Origin of the sequence: Variovorax sp. 160MFSha2.1 (assembly GCF_048305075.1) — a bacterium.
Classification (GTDB): Bacteria; Pseudomonadota; Gammaproteobacteria; order Burkholderiales; family Burkholderiaceae_C; genus Variovorax; species Variovorax guangxiensis.
Genome location: NZ_CP157624.1, coordinates 4,884,723 through 4,908,303, shown reverse-complemented (window position 1 = coordinate 4,908,303; position 23,581 = coordinate 4,884,723). Strand labels below are relative to the sequence as shown.

The following is a 23,581-nucleotide window of genomic DNA, read 5'->3' as shown; positions in this document are numbered from 1 at the left end:
AGGGCAGGAGCCGGCCGAAAGCGCGCCCGCGCTGCAGGGTGCCACGGCCACGCTCCTGCTGACGCTGGCCGCGCGCGCCAATTCCGGCGCCGTGGCCGATGCGTCGGTGTTCTCCGATCCCGAGGCAAGGCGCATTGCCGCGTCGCTGCCTTTCGACATCTCGGCCTATGCGGCCGACCCGGCCTTCGTGCGCAGCATCGTGCTGCGCGCAGCGCTCTTCGACCGCTTCGCGGCCGGTTTTCTTTCGGATCATCCCGGCGCCCTGTGCATCACGCTGGGCGCGGGGCTGTGCACGCGCCGCAGCCGGCTCGGCGCCTTGGTGGCGCGCTCGCGCTGGCTCAACATCGACCTGCCCGATGCCATCGGGCTGCGGGCGCAACACGTACCGCACGCCGACGAAGGCGAGGGCGCCGACATTGCCTGCTCCGTGCTCGACGAGCGCTGGCTCGACACCGCCGGCCTGCCGGGCGACCGGCCGGTGCTCGTGATGCTGGAGGGCGTGTGCCCCTACCTGCCGCAGTCTCCGCTGGAGACCGTGCTGCGCAGCCTTGCCGATCGCTTCGCGCAAGGCACGGCACCCTGCGTCGTCGTGCTCGACCACGTGCATCCGGTGCTCGCGGCCCAGTCGACGGCCGTGGGCGGCATGCGGCTGCCGGTGGTTTCGGGCTTCGAGAACGCCGCGCAGATCGCGCGCCTGCATCCGTCGATGCGGGTGCTCTCGGAAGACCACATCTACGGGCAGTTCTCGGAAAAGCACCGGCTCTTCGAAGCGGCATTCCGGGCCACGACCGGCGCATCGCCGTACGGCGTGGTGCGCCTCGAACTGGGGCGCCACGGCGATGAATAGCGCCGTGACTCCCGATTTCTTCTCCGACGTCTTCCGCTGGCACGACAGGTTCCTGCCGCCAGTGGTGCTTCAAGACCGCCTGCTGCTGGCCAGCGAGAACGACCTGCTGGTGCTGGGCTCGCCCGGCGTCATGGCCCTGGAGCGGGTGCTTCGCGAAGGCGTCAGCCTCGCCGCCTATTGCCGTACCGGGGAAGCCGCCGCGCAGCTCGCGCAGATGCTCCATGCGCTGGAGACGCTGGCGCGCCAGGGGCTGGTTCGGCCTGTCGCGAAGGGCGACACCGATTCCTGGCTGGTTCCCGATTATTCGGCGGTGCCCGTGCGCACCGCCCTGTCCGGCGATGTGGACGCGGTCGCGCTGTCGAAGGCCGTCGGCGGCGATGTGCCCGGCCACTGGGCACGGTCGCTGCCCGCCGGCACCGGCCTCACCCTGGTTTTCTGCGACGACTATCTCGACCCCCGGCTTGCCGTCATCGACGCGCAGCAGCGTGCCGCGGGCCGCCCCTGGCTGCTGGTCAAGCCGACCGGCGAGCAGGCCATGGCCGGCCCGGTCTTCAGGTCTTCCGGCCCGTGCTGGCACTGCCTTGCGCATCGCTGGCTCCGGAACCGCCCGGCACGTGCCTGGTGGCAATCGCGCCACGGAAACGAAGAAAGCGGCTCGCCGGTGCGTGCCGGCGAAGGGCTCGTCGCCGAGCGCCTCGGCCAGCTGCTCCCGATCGCGCTCGACATCGTGGCGCAGGCGGATGGCGCCCAGGTGCGGACGCTGGATTCGCCGCAGCCTCATTTCGTCGCCGTCCGCCCGCAATGCCCGCATTGCGGAACGCCGAATCTCGTGGCGCGCCGGCAGCGCGAGCGCGTCGTGCTGGCGCCCGGCCTGCCCACCGCGAGCCACGACGGCGGCTGGCGCACCGTGCCGGCCTCGGTCACCGGGGAGCGGCTGATGCGCCATGTCAGCCCGCTCACCGGCGCGGTCGCGCGCATCGTGCCGCTGAACGCCGAGACCGAGGGCGCGCTGACGGTCTACCGCAGCGAGATCTTCAGGACGCCGCCGGCCGGCGACGACGAACTGCCCGGCGTGCTGACCCAGGTGTGCCTGGGCAAGGGCATGTCGATGGAGCAGTCCCTCGCCAGCGCGCTTTGCGAGGCGGTCGAGCGGCATTCGGCCTTCTTCCAGGGCGACGAGGCCTGGGTGATCGCGCCCGCGGCCGACCTGGACGCGCCCTGCATCGAGCCGCAGGCGCTGGCGCTCTTCAGCGACCGGCAGCGCGAACGCTTCCACACGCACAAGCCGCCGCACGCGGCGACCACGTCCGCCGCGCCGCAGGAAGCAGCGTCATGGTGGACGCCCGCCTGGTCGCTGACCGCCGACGAGCCCCGCTACCTGCCGCTGGCCTTCTGCTTCGCCAATGCACCGGCGCAGAGCCAGTTCCACGTGGGCTGGACCTCCAACGGCTGCGCGGCGGGGAATACGCGCGAGGAAGCCATCCTCCAGGGCTTTCTCGAACTGGTGGAGCGCGACGCCGCCGCCATTTGGTGGTACGGCCGGCACCGCAGGCCGGCGGTCGGGCTCGACAGCCTGTCTGCGGAGATCCTCCAGCGCATCGAGCGCACCTGCGGCCCGCGCTGGGAGCGCTGGGTGCTCGACATCACGCACGATTTCGGCATTCCGGTCGTCGTCGCCGTCGGTCGTCATCTGGACACGGGCGCCTGGGCCGTCGGCTTCGGGTGCAGCCCCGACCGGGCGCTGGCATGCGAGCGGGCGCTCACCGAGATGAGCCAGCTGATCGCGGCCGGCAAGAGCTTCGCGGTGCCGGCCGCCGAATCCGGGGAGGAGGGGGCGCCGGCCTTTCTCCTGCCCGCAGGCGCCGCGCCGGTTGCGGCGGCCCCCGCCGCCCGGTCCGACATCGCCGGGGAGATCCGCCGCTGCGTCGGCATCGCCGCCTCGCTCGGGCTGGAAACCATCGTCCTGGACCACACCCGCCCCGATCTCCCCCTGTGCACGGTGAAGGTGGTGGTGCCGGGCCTGTGCCACATCTGGCCGGAACTTGGCAATCCGCGCCTGTACGGCGTGCCGGTCGCCCTCGGATGGCGCGACACTTCCCTGCGCGAAGGCGACCTGAATCCGCAGGCGCTGTACGTGTGAGATCGCGTAGGAGAATGCGGCGATGGCCATCTTCAGGAACAAGCTCGACCGGCGTGCCACCGTGCTGCGGCCGGTACATGCATTCGGCCGGCGCGCCTCGGTCTGCCAGACGGTGCTGCAGGCGCCCGACGTGTCCCAGGTCCACGCGATGGTGCGCTGGAGCCGGCAGGCGTGGGAAATCGCCGACCAGAGCCGCAACGGCACCACGCTGAACGGCCAGCGCCTGCCCAGCGGCCGCTGGACCGCGCTGCCGGCCGGCGCTGAGGTCCGCATGGGCATCGGCGACGAGTCGGTCTGGACCGTGGAAGACCTCTCGCCGCCGGCCACCTGCCTCTTTCCGTCCGGCGTCGACGAAGCCGGCGGCATCGTGGAGCTGAACCTGCGCGAGAACCTGCTGCCGGACGAGCACGAGCCCGAGGCGAACGTGTATTTCCAGGACGGCAAGTGGATGCTGGAGCACATCGACGGCATCGAGCTGCTGAGCGACGGCGCCACGGTGCGCACCTCGTCCGGCACCTGGGAGTTCGTGCTGTGCGACGACCTGGACCTCACCTCCGAGACGCCCATATCGACGCCCATGCCGGTGCCGATGTCGGCCGGCGTGGCCCTGCACTTCGAGGTCAGCCAGAACGAGGAGCACACCAGCCTGAACCTGGTGGCGCAGGGCAGGTCGGTGCCGCTGGGCGAGCGCATTCACCACTACACGCTGGTCACGCTGGCGCGCCTGCGCCAGAAGGACGCGCAGCGCGGCATCGCGCCGCAGAGCCAGGGCTGGGTCGGGCTCGACGAGCTGTCGCGCATGCTGGGCGTGGAGCCTTCCTACGTGAACATCCAGATCTTCCGCGCCAAGCACCAGATCCTGAACGCGCTGCCGGCGCACCTGGCCGAGCCGCCCTTGGTCGAGCGCCGGCGCGGTACCGTGCGCCTGGGCAACTACCCCTTCGAAATTCGTGGCGGAGCGCAACCTCTGTAATCGTCTGTAATTCAAATCACCCCCTGCGCTCCCTAGAGTGAGGTCCAGCACGGTGCCATCGTGGCCCGTACTGCCGCCCACCACTCTGTTTCATTCGGGAAGTCGTCATGGGAATGATCTATTCCGTCACGGTCAACAACCATGCAAGCCACTCGGCCTACTTCATGGTGTTCCAGAACGACCCGACGCAACTGGCGCCGAATGCGCTGTCGCTGGCCTGGTTCGCCAGGTTCTCCAACCCGGGGCCGACCTCCCGCGTCAAGTTCCAGTGGAGCGTCGATGTGGGCTTCGCCTGGGCCGAGACCGGCGAGCTGCAGCCCGGCGTGCAGTTCACCCCCACCGAAACCTACGAGCCGAGCGGTGCCAACAACAAGATCACGCTCGACTGCAATCGCACCTACCGGTTCGTGAATCCCTCGCAGGGGCCCGAGCAGTCGCGCCTCTATCTGGCCCAGTCGACGGCCATTCCGGCCAGGTCGGCCGCCGCCGTGGGCGTGACCATGGGCGGCAGCACCGTGTACGCGGTGCAGGCGCGCACCGGCCAGAACCTGACCTTCTCGCCGCATCCGAAGTACTTCATCGCCTACGGCGACTTCGAGGAAGGCGACGTGATCGACGTCGGCGCGATCGGCAACCCGCTGGAGCTGGCGTACCCGCCCGGCGTCTATGCACTGACCACCACGCTGAACGCGGACGGAAGCTGGGACCAGCCGGAGAGCCTGGCGCTTTCGAACGCAAGCCGCCTGCGCATGCTCGCGGCGGCATGAAGAACTCCAAGCCTGTCACACGCCTTGTGGCTTCGTTGAGGACGACGACCATGAAGAAAAGAAGCACCCGCCACCCTGTCCACCCAGCCACCCCCGGCACGGTGCCGGCGGCGGCCATCGAATTCCAGGAGTCCGGCCATGCACATGCGGCAAGCAACAGTTGAGAGAGTGGCCATGCGGCGCGTGTGCCTGGTGCCCCGGGGCGGCCACCTGGAGGATCCGCAGGTCGACTGCCTGCCGATGGAGGAGGAGGTCTGGGAGCGCGGCTACACGCTGGTGATCGACGAGGTCAAGCGAGGTCTCCTGCAGGACTTCTGGAGGAACTACTACGGCGCCTCCGCCGAGATGGCGATGTCGGGCAACCGGCTGATGGAACTACGCAAGGACATCATGGCGATCACGCCCGACTGCCTGGGCGAGCCGGCCGTGTTCCAGTTCCTGGTGCAGCTGACCCGCATGTGCGTGCGTGCCTACAGCCAGCAGGGCACGCTGCAGGTAGTGGCGGAATAAAGTTCTCCCCCAGGCTGCGCGCACTTCGTGTCGCTTCGCCAACCCCCTTCCGGGGCGACACCTGCGGCCCGGCGGAGCCGGTTCCGCGGTGTCCTGCGAATGGGGAGGGGCGCGCGAGGGGGTTAGGAATTTGGCGCCTGCAGCTGGGCGCCCATCTTCTGGTGGATCAGGTTCACGGCCTTCAGCGGGCGCAGCATCACCTTGAACTCGGTGATCTTCCCTTCGTCGTTCCACTTCATCATGTCGACGCCGTTGATCTGGATGCCGTCGAGTTCCAGCGCGAATTCGAGCACGGCGTCGCGCTCCGATTTCAGCTCCCGCACGTAGCGGAAGCTCTCGTTGAAGAAGACCTGGAATGCCGCCGCCAGGTATTTCTGCGTGATGCGCTTGCCCACCTGGGGCGTGTGCACCACCGGTGAATGGAATACCGCCGCGTCGTCGAGCAGGGCGTCGAGCCCTGCGACATTGCGTTCCTTGACGAGCCGGTGCCAGGTGGCGAGGGTGTCGATCGGCATGAGTCTCCTGGGGCTGTTGTGGTCGATGCCCGCCATTTGACGCATGCGCGGCAGCCATGGCAAGGCGCCGCGCGCGCCTAGGCGACTCTGCCGCGACCCGTGCTTCAGGCCAGCCGGTCCAGCAGGCTGTACCACGCCACGCCGCCCGCGATATAGAAGCGCTGCAGACCATGCAGCGGTATTGGCCGTATCGGCGACACCGGGTACGGAAAATCCGCCCCCGCGTCCAGCATCCGCGCCGCCACGTGCCGGCCCATGCTCGTGGCCAGCGCGATGCCCCGGCCGTTGTAGCCCAGCGCGATCGTCATGCCCGGCGCCGGCGTGTGCACGTGCGGCATGAAGTCGCGCGTGACGGCGATGCGGCCGGCCCAGCGGTACTCGTAGCGCAGCCGCCCGAGCTGCGGGAACAGCAGCTCCAGCGAGCGCTCCAGGTGCGCGAAATCGGCCGGACCGGCCGGATCGGCGAAATGGCCGCGCCCGCCCATCAGCAGGCGGCCCTGCGCGTCCTTGCGGAAATAGAGCAGCAGGCGCTGCGAGGTCGAAGCGGTTTCGCCGCGCGGCAGGATGGCGTCGGCCGCCGCGCCCTTCAGCGGCTCGGTGGCCACGATGAAGCTGTTGGCCGCCAGCACCGTGCGCTTCAGCCCCGGCCACAGCGCGCCGGTGTAGCCGTTGGTCGCGATGAGCACCTGCCCGGCGGTGACGCTCGCGCCCGTAGCCGTGCTCGCATGCCAGTGCGAACCGCGACGCTCCAGCGCCGTGACCTCGGTGCCGCCGTGCACCGCCGCGCCCAGGCTTTGCGCGGCGCGCACCAGCCCGCGCGTGTAGGCCAGCGGCTGGATGCCGCCGGCGCGGCCGTCGAGCCATCCGCCGGCGAAGGTGTCGGTGCCCAGCCGCGCCGCGACGGCCGCTCGATCCAGCGTCTCCGTCTTCGCGCCGCGCCTGGCCCATTGCGCGGCGCGCGCGTGCAGGCCGGCCACGTCCTTCTCCGAATAGGAAAGCTGCAGCCAGCCGTTGCGCACCGGCTGGCAGTCGATGCCGTGGCGCGCGATCAGTTCGAACACCAGGTCGGCCGAGCGAGAGACCGCGTCGATCAGCGGCTCCGCACGCTCGGCGCCGAAGATCCGCACGAGTTCGTCGGGGTCGTGCTTCAGCGTCGGGTTCACCTGTCCGCCGTTGCGCCCAGAGGCGCCCCAGCCGGGCTCGTGCGCTTCCAGTACGCAGACCTGTGCGCCGGCCTCGGCCAGGTGCAACGCGGCCGAGAGGCCCGTGAAGCCGCCACCAATGATCAGCACGTCGGCCCTGCGCGACTCGGCCAGAGGCGGCGTCGGCGATGCCGGCGGCGCAGTGGCGGCCCAAAGGGAGGGTGGCAGTGCGCCAGCGCTCATGCGCGCACCTCCGCGGACGCCGCGGCGCCGGAAGGATGCAGCACGCGGCGCAGGAAGTCCTGCGTGCGCGCATGGCGCGGCGCGCCCAGCACCTGCGCGGACGGGCCTTCCTCCACGATGCTGCCGCTGTGCAGGAAGCACACGCGGTCGGCCACCTCGCGGGCAAAACCCATCTCGTGCGTGACCACGATCATCGTCATGCCCTCGTCGGCCAGCGCGCGCATCACGCCGAGCACGTCGCCGACCAGCTCGGGGTCGAGCGCCGACGTGGGCTCGTCGAACAGCATGGCCTCGGGCTTCATCGCGAGCGCGCGGGCGATCGCCACGCGCTGCTGCTGCCCGCCCGAGAGCTGCGCCGGCCAGGCCTGCGCCTTCTCGGCCAGCCCGACCTTGGCCAGCAGCGCCATCGCTTCCTCGCGTGCCTGCGCGGCGCTCTGGCGCAGCACGTAGACGGGGCCTTCCATCACGTTCTCCAGCACCGTGCGGTGCGGGAACAGGTTGAAGCGCTGGAACACCATGCCCATGCGGCTGCGCAGCCGGTGGATGTTCGGCGCGTCGCGGTCCACGCGCTCGCCGAAGGCGCGGATCTCGCCGCCCTCGTAAGACTCCAGCGCGTTGATGCAGCGAAGCACCGTCGACTTGCCCGAGCCCGACGGGCCGATCAGGCACACCACCTCGCCCTTGTCCACATGCAGGCTCACGCCCTGCAGCACGCGGTGCGCGCCGAAGCGCTTTTCGAGTCCCTCGACGTGGATCATGGCTGCTTCCTCCCGGCGGCGAAGCGCTTCTCGAGCCGGCGCAGGCCGTACACCAGCGGCAGGCTCATCAGCAGGTAGAGCAGGGCGACCAGCGTGTAGACGGTCATGTTCTGGAAGGTCGACGAGGCAATGAGCTGGCCGGCGCGCGTCATCTCGGCCACGGTGATGGTCGAGACCAGCGAGGAGTCCTTCAGCATCATCACCAGCGTGTTGCCGTAGGGCGGCAGCGCGATGCGGAAGGCCTGCGGCAATATCACCCGCCGCATGATCAGCGCCGAGCGCATGCCCATGGCCTGCGCCGCCTCGCGCTGGCCCGGGTCTACCGCCTCGATGCCCGCGCGGAAGTTCTCCGCCTGGTAGGCCGAATAGGCGATGCCCAGCCCGATCACGCCGGCCTGGAAGGCCGTGAGCTGCACGCCGAAATCCGGCAGCACGAAGTAGATGTAGAAGAGCTGCACGATGATCGGCAGACCGCGGATCACGTTGATCACCGCAGTAGCCGCCATCGACAACGGGCGCACCGGCGAGAGCTTCATCAGCGCGAGTCCGAGGCCGAGCACGCTGCTCAGCAGGAAGGAGAGCACGGTCACCTGCACGGTGACCACGGCACCCTGCAGGAGGATCGGCAGGAAGTCCTGCGCGTGCTGGAGGAAGGAGGGAGCAGCCATGAGTCAGAGCGCCCTCAGATGCCCCATTTCTGGACGATCTTGGCGAGCGTGCCGTCGGCCTTGATCGCCGCGATCGCCTTGTTGATGCGCGCCAGCGTCTCCGCGTCCCCCTTGCGCACCACCAGGCACACATCGCCCACGTTCACTGGCTTGTAGCTGTCAACCAGCTTCACGCCGGGGAAGGTGTTCTGGCGGATCTGGTAGGCCATGATGGGCTGGTCGCCGAGGCCCGCCTTGATGCGCCCGAGCGAGAGGTCGCGCGTCATGTCGGCCACCGAGTCGTAGCTGCGCACTTCCTTGAAGATGCCCTTCTTGTTGAGCATGTCGAGGAACACCGTGCCGACCTGCGCGCCCACCACCTCGCCCTTGAGCTCGTCGAGCGAGACGTATGCGCGGGTGTCGTCGGCCTTGACGATCAGGCCCTCGCCGTAGGAGTACACCGGGTCGCTGAAGTCGACTACCTCCTGGCGCGCCGGCGTCTTCAGCATGGCGGCGGAGACGATGTCGATCTTGCGCGCGGTGAGCGAGGGGATCAGCGCCGAGAACACCGTCTGCTGCACGTTCACGCCGAAGCCTCCGGCCTTGCCCACGGCGGTGACGGTGTCGACCATCATTCCCTGGATGCTGTTGGTCTTCACGTCGAGGAAGGTGAAGGGCACGCCGGTGGCGGTGGCGCCCACGTTGTAGGTGGGCGCGGCGCCCTGCGCGGCGGCCAGGGAGGCGGCGCCGGCGATGCAAAGACCCAGGGCCAGGCGATGAAGGCGGCGAACGATGCGATTCATGGAAGCACTCCTCGAAGCAAGGGATGTTGAAGAAAGAGACAAGAAAAAAGAGGCAGCGAAGGAAAGTGATGCGGGGCAGCGCGATGCAACATGCATGCCAATAATCGATTCTTTTGAATCTCTAGACAATAAATACAAACCACTAGTCGAATCATAAATATCGATATTCGATATTTCGAAGGGATGTGGCTATACTCCACCGCCATGGACGCCACCCCCGACACAGCCCCCGAAGACAGCCAGAGCCTGCTTTTCAACCAGTCGCTGGAGAAGGGCCTGGCCGTGCTGCGCGCCTTCAGCGCCCGGCGCCGCACCATGACGCTGGCCGACGTGGCCGAGGCCACCGACATCACCAAGAGTTCGGCCCAGCGCATGGTCTTCACGCTCGAGAAGCTGGGCTATGTGCGCAAGCACCCGAAGACGCGGCGTTACCAGCTCACGCCCAGGGTCATGGAGATCGGCTTCAACTACCTCGCGGCCCATTCGCTGATCGACGTGGCCAACCCGTTCCTGTCGGAGCTCACCAAGGTGACGACAGAGACCTCCTGCCTCACCGAACCCGACGGGCTGGACATGGTCTATGTGGCGCGCTTCGTCAGCGCGCAGTTCGTACCGGTGCACATGCCCATCGGCAGCCGCATTCCCATGTATTGCACCGCTTCGGGGCGTGCCTTTCTCAGCGCGCTGCCCGAGGACGAGGCGCGCGCGCTCATCGAAGCCTCCGACCGCGTGGCGCACACCATGCACACCCGCACCGGCGTGGACGAGATCCTGGAAGAGCTTCGCCAGGCGCGCCAGCAGGGCTTCGCCACCAATGCCGAGGAGCTCTTCCTCGGTGACATGACCGTCGCCGCGCCCGTGCTGGGCGCGCAGGGGCGGCCGGTGGCCTCGGTGCACGTGGTGGCGCCCACCAGCCGCTGGACGCTGGAGGAGGCGGTGCGCAAGCTGGCGCCCACGCTGCTGCTGTGCGCACGCTCGCTCACCAGTTCGGCACGCAGCATCGACTGAGACCTATACGGTTTCAGACATCGCGCCGGCAGGTGGCTGCCCTTATGCTGTGCGGGATCACAACGCAGCAGCAGTTCGCACCCACCATGACCGATTTCCGCCCCACCTACGACAAGAGCTTCGACCGCATCGCCGCCGACCGCCTGCCCGCGCTGCTGCGCGCCATGCCCAAGGCTGAGCTGCACATGCACATCGAGGGCTCGCTCGAACCCGAGCTCATCTTCGCGCTCGCGCAGCGCAACGGCGTGTCCATTCCCTACGCCAGCGTCGAGGAACTGCGCAAGGCCTACGCCTTCACCAACCTGCAGAGCTTCCTGGACATCTACTACGCCGGCGCCAGCGTGCTGCTCAAGGAGCAGGACTTCTACGACATGGCCTGGGCCTACCTGGAGCGCGCCGCGGCCGACAACGTGGTGCACACCGAAATGTTCTTCGACCCGCAGACGCACACCGCGCGCGGCGTGCCGATGGAGACGGTGGTCAACGGCCTGCACCGCGCGTGCACCGATGCACGCTCGAAGCTGGGCGTGAGCGCCGCGCTCATCCTGTGCTTCCTGCGGCACCTGAGCGAGGAAGATGCCTTCGAGACGCTGGAGCAGGCGCTGCCCTACCGCGACAAGTTCATCGGCGTGGGGCTCGATTCGAGCGAAGTGGGCCATCCGCCCGAGAAGTTCGCCCGCGTGTTCGCGCGCTGCCGCGAGCTGGGCTTCCACCTCGTCGCCCACGCGGGAGAAGAGGGCCCGCCCGAATACGTCTGGAGCGCGCTCGACGTGCTGAAGGTCGAGCGCGTCGACCACGGCGTGCAGAGCACCAGGGACCCGGAATTGATGAAGCGCCTCGCGAAGAACCGCATTCCGCTGACCGTCTGCCCACTGTCGAACCTCAAGCTCTGCGTGTTCCCCGACCTGTCGAAGCACAACCTCGGCGCGCTGCTCGACGCGGGGCTGGTGGCCACCGTCAACTCGGACGATCCGGCCTACTTCGGCGGCTACATGAACCAGAACTTCACCGAGACCTTCGCCGCCACCGGCCTGAGCGTGCAGCAGGCCTGGCAGCTCGCGGCGAACAGTTTCGAGGGCAGCTTCATCGACGCGGCCGCCAGGCGCGCCTACGTCGAGCGGCTCAACGCCGTCTTCGCGAGCTTCTGATCGGCGGCGGCGGGCCGCGCCACCAGCAGCGGCATCGCCACCAGCGCACAGGCGCTGGCCGCCAGCCACACCATCGGCCAGCCCTGCAGCGCCAGCAGGTGCGGAATGGAGAAGGGCGTGACGAAGCACACCAGGAACACGCTGGTGTTCGCCATGCCCAGCGCGGTGCCGGCACGCGATGCGCCGGCCAGCGTGGCGAGCTCGGTGTAGGCCACGCCGTGCCATGCCGATACGCACACGCCGCTCACGCCAAGCAGCACGACCAGCGCGATGCGCAGCGCCGCCGAGTCGGCCGCATGCGCGCCCGATGCCAGCGCCAGCACGGCGAGGCCCGCGAACAGGAGAACCGTGAGCCCGCTGCAGGCGCGCAGGTAGGCCGGCCGGTTCCTGTTGCGGTCGGTCCAGCGGCCGCTCCATACGCGCATGGCCATCGCGCCGACCTGCACGAACACCATCGTCGCGGTGATGGTCGCCAGGCCCGCATGGCCGAAGTCGTGCAGGAACACCGTGCCGAAGGAGAGCACCGCGAACTGCGGCGCGCAAAGAATGCCGATGCCGGCCACGATGCGCCACACGCGCTCGTCGCGCAGCGGTCCGCTCTTCGGCGCGGCGGCTGAAGCCGGCAAAGCCGTGTCGCCGGCCACCGCGATGGGCGGTTCATGCACCCACGCCCAACTCATGGCAGCGCTCAGCGCGCACAGCAGCGCGAGCAGGCCATAGAGCGCCGCGAAGCCGAAGTGCAGCGCGACGTAAGGCAGCACCAGCGCGCCGATGCCGCCGCCCATCGGCACGGCCGTCTGGCGGATGCTCATCGCGAGGCCGCGCTCGCTGGCGTCGAACCAGGTCATCACCGCGCGGCCGCTGGCGCCGTTGACACTGCCGCCGAGCAGCCCCACCAGCAGCAGCCCGCTGCCCAGCCAGCCCAGCCCGGGGATGTGCCCCGCGGCCGGCGCGGCCCACAGCGCCATCGCGACCAGCGCGAGCGCCGTGCTGCCCAGGCCCGCCAGCAGAACCGGGCGGTCGCCCCAGCGGTCGGTCAGCAGGCCCCAGGGCAGCTCGCTCACCGCGATGCCCAGCCCCATGAGGCCGAGCACCAGCCCGAGGGTGGCGTTGTCGAGCTGGTAGCCAGTGCGCATCAGCACGGCGGTCATCGGGATGCCGCTGAAGGCCACCGAGAAGGCGGCGTTGGCAGCCACGCCTGCCGCCAGCACCTTCCAGCGATGGCGCGGCGTGAATGAAGAGGGGATGGGGGAAGAGGGTGAATGGGTCATCTTGCCGGGCAGTTTCCGCCTCGGCGAAGGTTTTGAAAATCAGAAAATAATTGGCGAATCGTCCTGAAAAACAGGACGATCGCCACGAAACCCGAAGGAACCGCAATGAGCCAGGTGATGTTCGATCTAGACGTGCTGCGCACTTTCTCCACCGGCATCGCGCTCGGCAGCTTCGCCCGTGCGGCCGACAAGCTGGGGCGCTCTACCTCCGCCGTGAGCGCGCAGCTGAAGAAGCTCGAATCTCAGGCCGGCACTGCGTTGTTCCGCAAGGCGGGCAGGGGGCTGGAGCTCACCGATGCCGGCGAGACCTTGCTGGCGTATGCCCACCGCATGCTCGAACTCAACGACGAAGCCAGCGCCGCGATGCGCGGCGTCGACTTGCAGGGCTCGGTGCGGCTGGGTCTTCAGGAAGACTTCGGCGAGACGCTGCTGCCGGCCGTGCTGGGCCGCTTCGCACGCGCGCATCCCAAGGTGCGCATCGAGGCCTGCGTGGCGCGCAGCGGTGAACTGCGCGAGCGGCTCGAATTGGGCCAGCTCGATCTCGCGCTAGCGTGGGACGTCGGCGACCAGCCGCTGTCGCCGTATGCCGAGCGCGTCGCGCGGCTGCCGCTGCTGTGGATCGGCCCGCGCACGCCGGAGCGCGTCGAGGCGCCGTGGTGGACGCAGCGCGAGCAGCGTGAGCCGCGTGTCGGAGGCGCACGCCAGCCGAAGAGCAAGGAGCCGCTGCCGCTCATCATGCTCGACGCACCCTGTCCGCTGCGCGAGATCGTCATCACCGCGCTCGACAAGGCCGGCGTGCCGTGGCGCCGTGCCTTCGGCAGCGCCAGCCTCGCCGCGCTGTGGGCGGCGGCATCGGCCGGGCTGGGCCTGACGGTGCGCACGCCATTCGGCCTGCCGTCGCACGTGCGGGCCATCGACCGCTCCACGCTTGCGCTGCCCGCGCTGCCGCAGATATCGCTCGTGCTCTATCGTGCGCAGGCCCTGCCCGAGGCGCCGGCGAGCCGCCTTGCCGGGCTGCTGCTGGAGGCCGTTCGCCAGCACGTGCAGCCGGCCGGGTTGCCGATGCGTGAGAATCCGCCGCTGGAGACAAGAACAAAAGTGATACGGCATGGCAACGCAAAACTTCCTGCACCTGTGGGATGACAGGTTCCTCTACATCACACCGGCCATCCAGTCGGGCCTGACGGCCCGCTCGTCGGCCACGCTGCTGGCGTCGGTCAGCGGGCATCCCTTCACGCTGGAGGCGGTCGACGGCACCCGCGTGCACTGCACCGCCGCGCTGGTCGCACCGCACGTGTCGCGGCGGCTCGACGTCGACGGCTGCGGGCTGCTCTCGCTCAACCTCGACCCCGCTTCCAGCGCCTACCGCATGCTCGCGCGCCGCATGGGCGGCCATGGCATCCAGCCCGTCGACGCTCGGCGCTTCGGCGCGCTGCGCGACGACTTCGGGCCGGCGCAATGCGGCGCCTTGTCCAACGAGCGGCTGCAGTCGCTCAGCGCGAAGATGGTCGAGGCCATCACCGAGAGCCCCGAGCTGCAGGCGCCGCTCGATCCACGCATCGACCGCGTGCTGCAGGCCATCCGCGCGCATGCAGGGCAGATCGCGCTGCGCGATCTCGCGGCCGTGGCCTGCCTGTCGCCCGACCGGCTCACGCACCTGTTCGCCGAGCAGGTGGGCGTGTCGGTCAAGCGCTATGCGCTGTGGACCAAGGTGCGCCGCACGGTGCAGCAGTTCACCGGGCAGCGTTCGCTCACCGACGTGGCGCTGGTCAGCGGCTTCACCGATGCGGCGCACATGAGCCGCACCTTCCAGCGCTACTTCGGCCTGCCGCCTTCGTTCCTGGCCAGCCAGGTGCGCGTGACGGCCGATGAGCATGCCTCGCACGCGTGGGGCCAGAACGCGCCGCTGCACTGACGCGATCGGCCGCAGGGGCCATCGCATGCAATGCAGCGGCTGCGTACAAGCCGCGAGCCGTGAGGCTGCCTAAGCTCCGGGACGCTCCGCCAAGAGAGCATCAGCATCAACTGGAGACCTCATGAGACTTTCGATCCGTCGCGGCGTCGTGCCGCCGTCGTTGCTCGCGCTCGCCGCCGCCGCTGCGCTCACCGCCTGTGGAGGCGGTGGTGGAGGAGGCAACGGCTTCGTGTTCTTCCCGTCCTCGCCATCCACGCCGACGAATCCGCCAGCCGAGGCCACCTACAAGGCCGAGATCCGCCGCACGTCGATGGGCGTGCCGCACATCAAGGCCGACAGCTGGCCCGGGGTGGGCTATGGCTACGGCTACGCGCAGGCCGAGGACGACCTTTGCACCATGGCCGACTCGTTCCTCACCTACCGCGGCGAGCGCTCGCAGTATTTCGGCGCCGACGCGAAGCTGGTGGCCAGCAGCACCATCGGCTTGCCGAAGAACATCGACTCCGACTTCTTCCACCGGCATGTCATCTCGGCCGACGTGCTGCAGAAGATGATCGACGCCCAGCCCGACAACCTGAAGAAGCTCGTCGTCGGCTTCGCCGCCGGCTACAACCGCTACGTGCGCGAGGTGAAGGCCGGCGGCACGGCCCATGCGGCCTGCCGCAACGAGGCATGGGTGCAGCCCATCACCACCGACGACATCTATCGCCGCATGTACGCGGCCAACCTTGCGGGCGGCTACAGCAACTTCCTCGCGAACATCGCCAACGCGACGGCGCCTGCCGTGGTGGCGCCCACTAAGGTGTCGGCGCACCGCCCCGCCCAGAAGAAGGCGGCGGTGCAGATGGCGGCGCTGAAGATCGACGGGCCCGAACTGCAGGTCGGCGGCCATGAGGGCGTCGGCAGCAACATGATCGGCTTCGGCACCGCGGCCACCGGCGATTCGAGCCCGCTGCTCTTCGGCAACCCGCACTGGTACTGGCGCGGGCCCGACCGCTTCTACCAGGCGCAGCTCACCATTCCGGGCGAGCTGAACATCAGCGGCACCTCGTTCCTCGGCATTCCGGTGATCCTCATCGGCTTCAACGACAACATCGCGTGGAGCCACACCGTGTCGACTGCGCGTCGTTTCGGCTTCTTCCAGCTGAAGCTCGCAGCGGGCGACACCACCAGCTACATGCGCGACGGCATCGCCGTGAAGATGCAGCCTTCCACGATCACCGTGAAGGTGAAGGGCACCGACGGCGCGATGACGCAGGTCACGCGCACGCTCTACAAGAGCGAATACGGCCCGATGGTCAACTTGGCCCCGATGAACTCGGCACTGGCCTGGAGCCAGACCACCGCGTTCGCGATGCGCGACATCAACGGCGAGAACTTCCGCACCTTCCGCAACTGGCTGCGCTGGAACCAGGCGAAGTCGCTCGACGAGTTCATCGCTATCCAGCGCGAAGAAACCGCGATTCCGTGGGTCAATACCGTCGCCGTGGGCCGTGGCAGCGCCAAGGCCTGGTACGCCGACATCGGCGCGGTGCCCAACGTGTCGCCCGCGCAGGTCACCGACTGCACCACCCCGGCGGGCGCGTCGATGCAGGCCGCGCTGCCGCGCGTGCCGATCTTCGACGGCTCGCGCAGCGCCTGCGACTGGCAGACCGATGCCGACTCGGCGCAGAAGGGCGCCATCGGCGCATCGCGCATGCCCAGCCTGCTGCGCGACGACTACGTGGCGAACATGAACGACAGCTACTGGCTCGCCAACCCGAAGGCGCCGATGACCGGCTTCCCGCCCATCATGGGCCCGGCCGGCTCCGACCCCGTGAGCTTCCGCACCCGCATGGGCAACGTGCTGGCGCAGGGACGCATCGACGGCTCCGACAGCTACGGCGCGAAGGGCGCGACGCCCGACACCGTCAAGCGCATGGTGCTCAATAGCCGCGTGCTCACGGCGGAGCTGTTCAAGGCCGACGTGCTGCCGATCGTGTGCGACGGCACGCCCATCGCGGTGACCAAGGACCCGCTGACCACCGAGGCCATCGGCCCGAGCGTGGATGTGGGCGCTGCATGTACCGCGCTCACGGCATGGGACGGCACGGGCGTGACCGGCGCGAAGGGGGCGCACCTGTGGGACGAGTTCTGGAATCGCGCTTCGCAGATTCCCGCAGCTTCGCTCTACACCGTGCCCTTCGATCCGGCAGACCCGATCCATACGCCGCGCGGCCTCAACAGTGCCGCCAGTACCCAGCTTCGCGAGGCCTTCGGAGCCGCGGTGGCACGCGTGCAGGCCAGCGGCTACGCGGTGGACGCACCCCGTGGTGACTACCTGTTCGCCACGCGCGGCGGCAAGAAGATCCCGCTGTACGGCGGCTGCGGCGGGCCGGGCTACTTCACCATCGCCTGCTCGGAGAACCGGCTCGACAAGGGCGGCTACGCCATGGACGGCAACCCGAACGGCAACAGCTACATGCAGGTCGTGCGATTCCCCGACGGCGGCGTGGAAGCCCACACCTTCCTGACCTTCTCGCTCTCGGACGACCCGGCCTCGGCGCACAACGGCGACTACACGCGCGCCTACAGCGAGGGCAAGTGGCTCAAGGTGCCTTTCTCCGAACCGGAGATCAAGGCCGACGCGAACTACACCAGCAAGTCGGTCGCCGAGTGATCGGCGCCCGGCAATCCTGTCGGGCAGTGAAAAAATGAAAAAAGCGCGTGCGGGGCGCGCCGTCTGCCGCTGGCCGTAAGATCGGCGGCGAACGCGCCACGCACGCTCAGGGCTTACGCAGCTGCGCTCCTCATCCAACAGGAACACACTGCATGCGCCCAAAACTCAGAGGCGGCCTCAGGCCGCTTTTTCTCTTGCCGGTTGCCATGGCCCTTGCGGCCTGTTCAGGCATTTCGAGCCGGTCTTCGACTTCTCATTTCGATGCCTCGGCACGCTCTGCGGGCTACCAGGCCGAGATCCGCCGCACCGCCATGGGCGTGCCGCACATCAAGGCCGGCGACTGGGCCGGCGCGGGCTATGGCTACGGCTACGCACAGGCCCAGGACAACCTTTGCACCATGGCCGACGGCTTTCTCACCTACCGCGGCGAGCGCTCCGAGTTCTTCGGGGCGCAGGCGAAGCCGCCAGCCAGCAGCACCACCGGCAAGCCCGCGAACATCGATTCGGACTTCTTCCATCGCCACGTGATCACGGACGAAGTGATCGACGCCATGGACCGCGCGCAGCCCGCGGCCATCCGGGGCATGGTCGAAGGCTTCGCCGCCGGCTACAACCGATACGTGCGCGACCTGAAGAGCGGCGCCGTGGACAAGGGCAATGCCCACGCGGCCTGCCGCAACGAAGCGTGGGTGCGGCCGGTGAGCGCCACAGACATCTTCCGCCGCATGTACGCCACCAACCTCGCGGCGGGCTACAGCAACTTTCTCTCGAACATCGCGAACGCGGCACCGCCCGGCGCCGGGGTGTCGTCGCCCGGGACGAGCGACGCGCAGCCTATGGCGCTCCAGGTCGGCGGCGCGGCGGGCGTGGGCAGCAACATGATCGGCTTCGGCACGGCCGCCACCGGCGATTCGAGCCCGCTGCTCTTCGGCAACCCGCACTGGTACTGGCGCGGGCCTGACCGCTTCTATCAGGCGCAGCTCACCATTCCGGGGCAGCTCGACGCGAGCGGCACCTCCTTCCTCGGCGTGCCGGTGCTGCTGATCGGCTTCAACAACGACATCGCGTGGAGCCACACCGTGTCGGCGGCGCGGCGCTTCGGCCTCTACCAGCTCGCGCTCGTGCCCGGCGACGCCACCAGCTATCTGCGCGACGGCAAGCCCGTGAGGATGCAGGCCCGTGCCATCACCGTGAAGGTGAAGCGGGCCTCGGGCCGTGTCGAGCCGGTGACGCGCACGCTCTACGCCTCGGAATACGGCCCGCTCGTGAACCTGGGCGCAATCAATCCGGCGCTGGCCTGGAACCGGTCCGCTGCCTTCGCCATCCGCGACATCAACGCCGACAACTTCCGCACCTTCCGCACCTGGCTGCGCTGGGCGCAGGCGAAGTCGCTCGACGAGCTCATGGCCATCCAGCGCGAAGAAGCTTCGATCCCCTGGGTCAACACCGTGGCCGTGGGCCGGGGCAGCGCCCAGGTCTGGTACGGCGACATCGGCGCAGTGCCCAACGTTTCGCCCGAGCAGGTGGCCAACTGCACCACGCCGGCCGGCAAGGCGATGGCGGCCGTGCTGCCGCGCGTGCCCGTGTTCGACGGCTCGCGCAGTGCCTGCGACTGGCAGACCGATGCCGATTCGGTGCAGAAGGGTGCCATTGGCGCCTCGCGCATGCCGAACCTGTTGCGCGACGACTATGTGGCGAACATGAACGACAGCTACTGGCTCGCCAACCCGAAGGCACCGCTCACGGGCTACCCGGCCATCTTCGGACCGACCGGCAGCGACGCGCAGAGCTTCCGCACGCGGCTCGGTCACCTCATCGCGCAGGGCACGGCCAAGGGCGCGACGGTCCAAGCAGTCGAGCGTGCGACGCTCGACAGCCGCGCCTACACCGCCGAGCTGTTCAAGGCCCCCGCGCTGGAGATGGTGTGCGGCGTGCCCCGCATCGAGGTGAAGGGTGACGCGCAGACCGGCGAGTCGTTCTCGCCGCCGCGGGGCGTCGACACCGGTCCCGCCTGCGAGGTGCTGAAGGCATGGAACAACACCGGCGTGGCCTCGGCGCGCGGTGCTCACGTATGGGACGAGTTCTGGGCGCGCGCCGTGCGCCTGCCTGCCGACAAGCTCTATGCCGTGCCCTTCAGCGCGAACGACCCCATCGGCACGCCACGCGGCCTCAAGGCCTCGGCAGCCGACGACCTGCGCCAGGCCTTCGGCGCGGCCGTGCTGCGCGTGCAGGCCAGCGGCTACGCGCTCGACGCGCCGCGCGGCGAAGCTCTTTTCGTGACGCGCAACGGCCGCAAGGTGCCGCTGTCCGGCGGTTGCGATACCCAGGGCTATTTCACCGTCATGTGCTCGGAGAACCCGCTCGACAAGGGCGGCTACACCATGGACGGCGACCCCAACGGCAACAGCTACATGCAGATCGTGCGGTTCCCCGCCGGCGGCGTCGAGGCCCACACCTTGCTGAGCTTCTCGCTGTCGGACGACCCGGCCTCGGCGCACAATGCCGACTACACGCGGGCCTACAGCGCCGGACAGTGGCTGCGCCTGCCGTTCTCCGAATCGGAGATCAAGGCCGATGCTGCCTACAGCAGCGTGACCATCCGCGAGTGAGGCAGAGGGGCGAAGTAGCGCTTCAGCGCCGCTTCACCAGCCAGTTCCACGCGGCACCCGCAGCCATCAGCACGCAGGTGCCGAGGAACACGGCGCGCATGCCGATGTGCCCGCCCACGAAGCCGCCGAGCAGCGGCCCCGCCACCTGGCCCGTGTACTGCGCCGAAGTCGAGTAGCCCAGCATGTTGCCGGCCACGCGCTCGGGCACGTTGTGGCGGATCACGCTCGCGATGCACGGCAGCAGCCCGCCGAGCGAAAGCCCCATCAGGAAGCGCAGCACCACCAGCTGCCAGCCCGAGCTGACGAAAGCCTGCGGCACCAGCAGCAGCGCCGACACCGCGAGGCAGCCGACGATCACGTTCCAGTGACCCACGCGATCGGCCAGCTTGCCCAGCCGCGAGGCCGAGAGGATGCTGCCCAGCGCAGCCGCCGACATCACGAGGCCGGCCATCATCGTCACGCGGTTCGGGTCTTCCACCAGCGTGGCGACGTAGACGGTGATGATCGGCTCGATCGACATGTTCGCCAGCATCAGCAGCATGCCGGTGAAGAGCATCGCGACCAGGGGGCGCTTGTCGGGCACGGCGGCCCAGCCGGTCTGCTCGGCAGCACTGCCGCCATCCTGCTTGCGTGCGGCAGGTGCCTTGCGCTCCTCGCGAATGAGGAAGGCTGTCGCGAGAAAGGCCACGAAGATGATCGCGCCCGCCGCGAAAAAGGTGGCGCGGATGCCGATGAGCGGCGGCAGCGCGCCACCGACCAGCGGCCCCACCAGGTTACCCGCCATGATCGCCGATGACATCGTGCCCAGCGCCCAGCCGGTGCGGTCCTTGGGCGTCTGGGTGGCCACCAGCACCATCGAGCCCGAGGCGTAGCCGCCCAGCAGCCCCGCCAGCAGCCGCAGCCCCACCAGCTGCCACACATTGCCCGCGACGCCGATCAGCGCCATTGCCACCGCCATGCCCAGGCTCGCGCGGATCAGCATCGGCTTGCGCCCGTAGCGGTCGGCCAGCCGGCCCCACAGCGGCGCCACCAGCGCGGCGCTCAGGAAGGTGGCGCCGTACGCCGCGCCCGACCACTGGACGATGGCCGCGTGGTCCTTTACGCCAAGCTGCTCGACGTACAGCGGCAGGAAGGGCAGCAGCAGCGTCATCGCGATGATGGTCGTGAAGGAGCCGAACATGCAGACGGCGAGGTTGCGCTGCCAGTGGAGATTGGCGCCCTGCTCGGCTGAAGGGGCGGTCGTTGTTGCGGTTGTCGTCGGTTGCGTCATGGGGAACACCCATTGTGGGACGACGCATGCGCGATGGCGCTTGCCGATTGGCGGCGGCGGCCATCGTAGCGCGGCAAGGCATGCCGCGAGTCCCTGATGCCTGCGCGGTTGGACCAGGTCGCTTAGTCTCGCGTCCTGCATCGTTCGTAAACCTCCTTTCAGGACATCGCCATGAAACGCATCGGCGTGCTCGTCTTCCCCGGCTTCCAGATCCTCGACCTCGCCGCCATCGCCGCGTTCGAGCTTGCGAACATTCACGCCGGCAAGCCGGTCTACCAGGTCGAGCTCCTGTCGGAGGAGGGAGGCCTCGTGGCCAGTTCGTCGGGCGTGAGCACGGACAGCAGGCGCTTCGGCACGGCGAGGTACGACACGCTCGTGCTGAGCGGCGCGCTCTTCATCGCGCCCACCTCCGACAAGATGTGCCGCTTCCTGCGCGCCGGGCTGCGCAATGCGCGCCGCGTGGCCAGCATCTGCACCGGCGCCTTCGGGCTGGCCGACGCGGGGCTGCTCGACGGCCGCAAGGCGACCACGCACTGGTCCTTCGCGGGCGAACTGCAGAAGCGCCATCCCGCGGTGAAGGTGCAGCCCGACCGCATCTTCATCAACGACGGGCCGGTGTGGACGTCGGCCGGCATGACCGCGGGCATCGACCTCGTGCTGGCATTGGTGGAGGAAGACCTCGGCGTGGAAGCGGCGCGCTTCGCGGCGCGCAAGCTGGTCGTCTACCACCGGCGCGCGGGCGGGCAGTCGCAGTACTCCGCGCTGCTGGAGCTGGAGCCCAAGTCCGACCGCATCCAGAAGGCGCTGGTGCATGCGCGGGCCAACCTGCGCGATACGCTGTCGGTGGAGGAACTGGCCGAGGTCGCGCACCTGAGCCCGCGCCAGTTCAGCCGTGCCTTCAAGGCGGAGACAGGCCAGTCGCCCGCGCATGCGGTGGAGAACCTGCGCGTGGAGGCGGCGCGTGCGCTGATCGACGAAGGCAGCCTCGCGCTCGGCGTGGTCGCGCGCGAAACGGGCTTCGGCGACCCCGAGCGCATGCGTCGCGCCTTCCTGCGCACGCTGGGGCAGCCGCCACAGAGCGTGCGACGCGTGGCGCGCCGGGAGGCGGCCGTGGCCTGAGCGGCAGGATGTCCTGAAAGGTGGCTTATATGACATTTACGCCATAGCCTTGCAGGAGGAGACTTTCCCCACCGCCGCACACATCGATGCGGCGAAAAAGGAAAGCTCCATGACCGCAACTACTACTACTACTACTACTACTGCTGCTGCTTCGGCAAATTCCCCCAAGGGCACGGCCCTCGTCACCGGCGCGTCGTCCGGCATCGGCGCCGTGTACGCGGACCGTCTCGCGCGGCGCGGCTTCGACCTGATCCTCGTGGCGCGCAACCGCGAACGCCTCGAGGCGCTGGCCGCGAAGCTGGTGCGCGAAACCGGCCGCAAGATCGAGGTTCTTCCCGCCGACCTGATGAGCCGCAAGGACCTCGCGCCAGTCGAGGCCGCGCTGCGCACCCGCAGCGACATCACCATGCTGGTGAACAACGCCGGCGTCGGCGCCGCCGCCCCGCTGCTGGCCTCCGACGTCGACAAGATGGAAGAGATGATCGCGCTCAACGTGAGCGTGCTCACGCGGCTCACCTATGCGGCCGTGCCCGGCTTCGTGGAACGCGGCGAAGGCACGCTGGTGAACATTGCCTCCATCGTCGCGATCTCGCCGGAGACGCTCAACGGCGTGTACGGCGGCAGCAAGGCCTTCGTCCTCGCGTTGAGCCAGTCGCTGCAGCACGAGCTCAAGGACAAGGGCGTGCGTGTGCAGGCCGTGCTGCCAGGCGCGACGGCTACCGAGTTCTGGGGCATCGCAGGCGTGCCGATGGAACACCTGCCCAAGGAGATCGTCATGACAGCGCAAGACATGGTCGACGCCGCCCTGGCCGGGCTCGACCAGGGCGAGCAGGTCACGGTCCCCGCGCTGCCCGACCTGGCCGAGTGGGAGGCCTTCGATGCGGCGCGGCGTGCGATGTCGGGGCGGTTGTCCAGCACCGCTCCCGCGGCGCGCTACCGCGTCGGCGCCGGCCCGGCGTGAGCTCGAACCGGGTCTTCCGGTTCAGATGCGGTGGGACCGGCGCGCGTAGAGCAGCGCCAGCGCCAGCCCCGTGGCCGCCGCGCCGCACCAGGCGAGGGCAGGGCTGCGCAGCATGCCTCGAATGCGCGCGCGGCGGCCCGGTTCGGCATGCAGGCCGCGTGCGGCACGTTCCTTGGGCGTGAGCGGCCGTGCCGCGTTCGGGTTTTCTTCGCCTTCAAGCACGGCTTGAGAGATGTCGAGCGGGGTCAGCGAATCGTTGACGGTGGATGCGGTCAT

22 protein-coding genes are annotated in these 23,581 nt (G+C 69.0%); 14 read left to right on the top strand and 8 right to left on the bottom strand.

What is annotated here, in order from left to right; genetic code table 11:
* Positions 1 to 91 precede the first annotated feature (91 nt).
* The 5 genes from ABL838_RS22345 to ABL838_RS22325 all read left to right on the top strand — a co-directional run bounded on the left by ABL838_RS22345 (position 92) and on the right by ABL838_RS22325 (position 5,237).
* Positions 92 to 847 carry a class I SAM-dependent methyltransferase gene (locus ABL838_RS22345; RefSeq protein WP_418121967.1) on the top strand — a complete coding sequence of 252 codons (756 nt, stop codon included), beginning with the start codon at positions 92 to 94 and terminating at the stop codon, positions 845 to 847.
* A gap of 4 nt (positions 848 to 851) precedes the next feature.
* A complete protein-coding gene (locus ABL838_RS22340; protein ID WP_418121966.1) occupies positions 852 to 2,987 on the top strand; it encodes a TOMM precursor leader peptide-binding protein in 2,136 nt (711 codons plus the stop codon).
* A 22-nt stretch (positions 2,988 to 3,009) separates the two neighbouring features.
* The gene (locus ABL838_RS22335; RefSeq protein ID WP_126024325.1) at positions 3,010 to 3,960 is read left to right on the top strand and encodes an FHA domain-containing protein; all 951 of its coding nucleotides are present in this window, start codon (positions 3,010 to 3,012) and stop codon (positions 3,958 to 3,960) included.
* A 107-nt stretch (positions 3,961 to 4,067) separates the two neighbouring features.
* Positions 4,068 to 4,727 carry a hypothetical protein gene (locus ABL838_RS22330; protein WP_240650771.1) on the top strand — a complete coding sequence of 220 codons (660 nt, stop codon included), beginning with the start codon at positions 4,068 to 4,070 and terminating at the stop codon, positions 4,725 to 4,727.
* Between the two features lie 174 nt (positions 4,728 to 4,901).
* Positions 4,902 to 5,237 (top strand): hypothetical protein, encoded by a 336-nt coding sequence (locus tag ABL838_RS22325; RefSeq protein ID WP_126024326.1) that lies wholly within the window; start codon positions 4,902 to 4,904, stop codon positions 5,235 to 5,237.
* Between the two features lie 122 nt (positions 5,238 to 5,359).
* Here ABL838_RS22325 and ABL838_RS22320 read toward each other — a convergent pair whose 3' ends face one another.
* From ABL838_RS22320 to ABL838_RS22300, 5 genes are all read right to left on the bottom strand, one after another.
* Complete coding sequence (locus tag ABL838_RS22320; protein WP_418121964.1) at positions 5,360 to 5,752, bottom strand: nuclear transport factor 2 family protein; 393 nt, start codon at positions 5,750 to 5,752, stop codon at positions 5,360 to 5,362.
* A 104-nt stretch (positions 5,753 to 5,856) separates the two neighbouring features.
* Entirely contained in the window at positions 5,857 to 7,137 is a 1,281-nt protein-coding gene (locus ABL838_RS22315) for an NAD(P)/FAD-dependent oxidoreductase (RefSeq protein ID WP_418121962.1), read from the bottom strand.
* Positions 7,134 to 7,895 (bottom strand): amino acid ABC transporter ATP-binding protein, encoded by a 762-nt coding sequence (locus ABL838_RS22310; protein WP_418121961.1) that lies wholly within the window; start codon positions 7,893 to 7,895, stop codon positions 7,134 to 7,136. The genes ABL838_RS22315 and ABL838_RS22310 overlap by 4 nt, the downstream gene beginning before the upstream one ends.
* Positions 7,892 to 8,563 (bottom strand): ectoine/hydroxyectoine ABC transporter permease subunit EhuD, encoded by a 672-nt coding sequence (gene ehuD, locus ABL838_RS22305; protein WP_184641535.1) that lies wholly within the window; start codon positions 8,561 to 8,563, stop codon positions 7,892 to 7,894. Before ehuD ends, ABL838_RS22310 begins: the two co-directional genes overlap by 4 nt.
* 14 nt (positions 8,564 to 8,577) lie before the next feature.
* On the bottom strand, positions 8,578 to 9,345 hold the full coding sequence (locus ABL838_RS22300; protein WP_184641536.1) for an ABC transporter substrate-binding protein: 768 nt from the start codon (positions 9,343 to 9,345) through the stop codon (positions 8,578 to 8,580).
* Here ABL838_RS22300 and ABL838_RS22295 point away from each other — a divergent pair.
* The 3 genes from ABL838_RS22295 (at position 9,344) to ABL838_RS22285 (ending at position 11,501) form a co-directional block, all read left to right on the top strand.
* Positions 9,344 to 9,502, top strand: coding sequence for a hypothetical protein (locus tag ABL838_RS22295; protein ID WP_184641537.1), 159 nt, complete (start codon positions 9,344 to 9,346; stop codon positions 9,500 to 9,502). The two genes, ABL838_RS22300 and ABL838_RS22295, sit on opposite strands and share 2 nt — an antisense overlap.
* A gap of 47 nt (positions 9,503 to 9,549) precedes the next feature.
* Positions 9,550 to 10,353 (top strand): IclR family transcriptional regulator, encoded by an 804-nt coding sequence (locus ABL838_RS22290; RefSeq protein ID WP_184641538.1) that lies wholly within the window; start codon positions 9,550 to 9,552, stop codon positions 10,351 to 10,353.
* A gap of 86 nt (positions 10,354 to 10,439) precedes the next feature.
* On the top strand, positions 10,440 to 11,501 hold the full coding sequence (locus tag ABL838_RS22285; RefSeq protein WP_418121959.1) for an adenosine deaminase: 1,062 nt from the start codon (positions 10,440 to 10,442) through the stop codon (positions 11,499 to 11,501).
* Here ABL838_RS22285 and ABL838_RS22280 read toward each other — a convergent pair.
* The gene (locus ABL838_RS22280) at positions 11,462 to 12,772 is read right to left on the bottom strand and encodes an MFS transporter (protein ID WP_418121958.1); all 1,311 of its coding nucleotides are present in this window, start codon (positions 12,770 to 12,772) and stop codon (positions 11,462 to 11,464) included. The two genes, ABL838_RS22285 and ABL838_RS22280, sit on opposite strands and share 40 nt — an antisense overlap.
* Before the next feature lie 105 nt (positions 12,773 to 12,877).
* Here ABL838_RS22280 and ABL838_RS22275 point away from each other — a divergent pair, with 105 nt between their 5' ends.
* The 4 genes from ABL838_RS22275 to ABL838_RS22260 all read left to right on the top strand — a co-directional run bounded on the left by ABL838_RS22275 (position 12,878) and on the right by ABL838_RS22260 (position 19,955).
* Positions 12,878 to 13,915, top strand: coding sequence for a LysR substrate-binding domain-containing protein (locus ABL838_RS22275; RefSeq protein WP_418121956.1), 1,038 nt, complete (start codon positions 12,878 to 12,880; stop codon positions 13,913 to 13,915).
* Positions 13,881 to 14,687 carry a helix-turn-helix domain-containing protein gene (locus ABL838_RS22270; RefSeq protein ID WP_418121955.1) on the top strand — a complete coding sequence of 269 codons (807 nt, stop codon included), beginning with the start codon at positions 13,881 to 13,883 and terminating at the stop codon, positions 14,685 to 14,687. The genes ABL838_RS22275 and ABL838_RS22270 overlap by 35 nt, the downstream gene beginning before the upstream one ends.
* 121 nt (positions 14,688 to 14,808) lie before the next feature.
* On the top strand, positions 14,809 to 17,346 hold the full coding sequence (locus ABL838_RS22265) for a penicillin acylase family protein (RefSeq protein WP_418121954.1): 2,538 nt from the start codon (positions 14,809 to 14,811) through the stop codon (positions 17,344 to 17,346).
* Positions 17,347 to 17,498: 152 nt separating this feature from the next.
* A complete protein-coding gene (locus ABL838_RS22260; protein ID WP_418121953.1) occupies positions 17,499 to 19,955 on the top strand; it encodes a penicillin acylase family protein in 2,457 nt (818 codons plus the stop codon).
* Between the two features lie 22 nt (positions 19,956 to 19,977).
* Here ABL838_RS22260 and ABL838_RS22255 read toward each other — a convergent pair whose 3' ends face one another.
* Complete coding sequence (locus tag ABL838_RS22255) at positions 19,978 to 21,225, bottom strand: MFS transporter (protein WP_418121952.1); 1,248 nt, start codon at positions 21,223 to 21,225, stop codon at positions 19,978 to 19,980.
* 171 nt (positions 21,226 to 21,396) lie between these two features.
* On the opposite strand from ABL838_RS22255, the gene ABL838_RS22250 reads away from it, so the two are divergent.
* Both ABL838_RS22250 and ABL838_RS22245 read left to right on the top strand, forming a co-directional pair.
* A complete protein-coding gene (locus tag ABL838_RS22250; RefSeq protein WP_418121951.1) occupies positions 21,397 to 22,344 on the top strand; it encodes a GlxA family transcriptional regulator in 948 nt (315 codons plus the stop codon).
* 109 nt (positions 22,345 to 22,453) lie between these two features.
* Positions 22,454 to 23,305 carry an SDR family NAD(P)-dependent oxidoreductase gene (locus ABL838_RS22245; protein ID WP_418121950.1) on the top strand — a complete coding sequence of 284 codons (852 nt, stop codon included), beginning with the start codon at positions 22,454 to 22,456 and terminating at the stop codon, positions 23,303 to 23,305.
* 21 nt (positions 23,306 to 23,326) lie between these two features.
* Here the strand turns inward: ABL838_RS22245 and ABL838_RS22240 are convergent, their stop codons facing one another.
* Entirely contained in the window at positions 23,327 to 23,581 is a 255-nt protein-coding gene (locus ABL838_RS22240) for a hypothetical protein (protein ID WP_418121949.1), read from the bottom strand.

Bases quoted from the DNA above. Each gene is read 5' to 3' on its own strand.
- ABL838_RS22335 (WP_126024325.1), top strand. From the start codon at position 3,010: ATGGCCATCTTCAGGAACAAGCTCGACCGGCGTGCCACCGTGCTGCGG.
- ABL838_RS22330 (WP_240650771.1), top strand. From the start codon at position 4,068: ATGGGAATGATCTATTCCGTCACGGTCAACAACCATGCAAGCCACTCG.
- ABL838_RS22325 (WP_126024326.1), top strand. From the start codon at position 4,902: ATGCGGCGCGTGTGCCTGGTGCCCCGGGGCGGCCACCTGGAGGATCCG.
- ABL838_RS22320 (WP_418121964.1), bottom strand. From the start codon at position 5,752: ATGCCGATCGACACCCTCGCCACCTGGCACCGGCTCGTCAAGGAACGC.
- ABL838_RS22315 (WP_418121962.1), bottom strand. From the start codon at position 7,137: ATGAGCGCTGGCGCACTGCCACCCTCCCTTTGGGCCGCCACTGCGCCG.
- ABL838_RS22310 (WP_418121961.1), bottom strand. From the start codon at position 7,895: ATGATCCACGTCGAGGGACTCGAAAAGCGCTTCGGCGCGCACCGCGTG.
- ehuD (WP_184641535.1), bottom strand. From the start codon at position 8,563: ATGGCTGCTCCCTCCTTCCTCCAGCACGCGCAGGACTTCCTGCCGATC.
- ABL838_RS22295 (WP_184641537.1), top strand. From the start codon at position 9,344: ATGGAAGCACTCCTCGAAGCAAGGGATGTTGAAGAAAGAGACAAGAAA.
- ABL838_RS22300 (WP_184641536.1), bottom strand. From the start codon at position 9,345: ATGAATCGCATCGTTCGCCGCCTTCATCGCCTGGCCCTGGGTCTTTGC.
- ABL838_RS22290 (WP_184641538.1), top strand. From the start codon at position 9,550: ATGGACGCCACCCCCGACACAGCCCCCGAAGACAGCCAGAGCCTGCTT.
- ABL838_RS22285 (WP_418121959.1), top strand. From the start codon at position 10,440: ATGACCGATTTCCGCCCCACCTACGACAAGAGCTTCGACCGCATCGCC.
- ABL838_RS22280 (WP_418121958.1), bottom strand. From the start codon at position 12,772: ATGACCCATTCACCCTCTTCCCCCATCCCCTCTTCATTCACGCCGCGC.
- ABL838_RS22275 (WP_418121956.1), top strand. From the start codon at position 12,878: ATGAGCCAGGTGATGTTCGATCTAGACGTGCTGCGCACTTTCTCCACC.
- ABL838_RS22270 (WP_418121955.1), top strand. From the start codon at position 13,881: ATGGCAACGCAAAACTTCCTGCACCTGTGGGATGACAGGTTCCTCTAC.
- ABL838_RS22265 (WP_418121954.1), top strand. From the start codon at position 14,809: ATGAGACTTTCGATCCGTCGCGGCGTCGTGCCGCCGTCGTTGCTCGCG.
- ABL838_RS22260 (WP_418121953.1), top strand. From the start codon at position 17,499: ATGCGCCCAAAACTCAGAGGCGGCCTCAGGCCGCTTTTTCTCTTGCCG.
- ABL838_RS22255 (WP_418121952.1), bottom strand. From the start codon at position 21,225: ATGACGCAACCGACGACAACCGCAACAACGACCGCCCCTTCAGCCGAG.
- ABL838_RS22250 (WP_418121951.1), top strand. From the start codon at position 21,397: ATGAAACGCATCGGCGTGCTCGTCTTCCCCGGCTTCCAGATCCTCGAC.
- ABL838_RS22245 (WP_418121950.1), top strand. From the start codon at position 22,454: ATGACCGCAACTACTACTACTACTACTACTACTGCTGCTGCTTCGGCA.
- ABL838_RS22240 (WP_418121949.1), bottom strand. From the start codon at position 23,581: ATGACCGCATCCACCGTCAACGATTCGCTGACCCCGCTCGACATCTCT.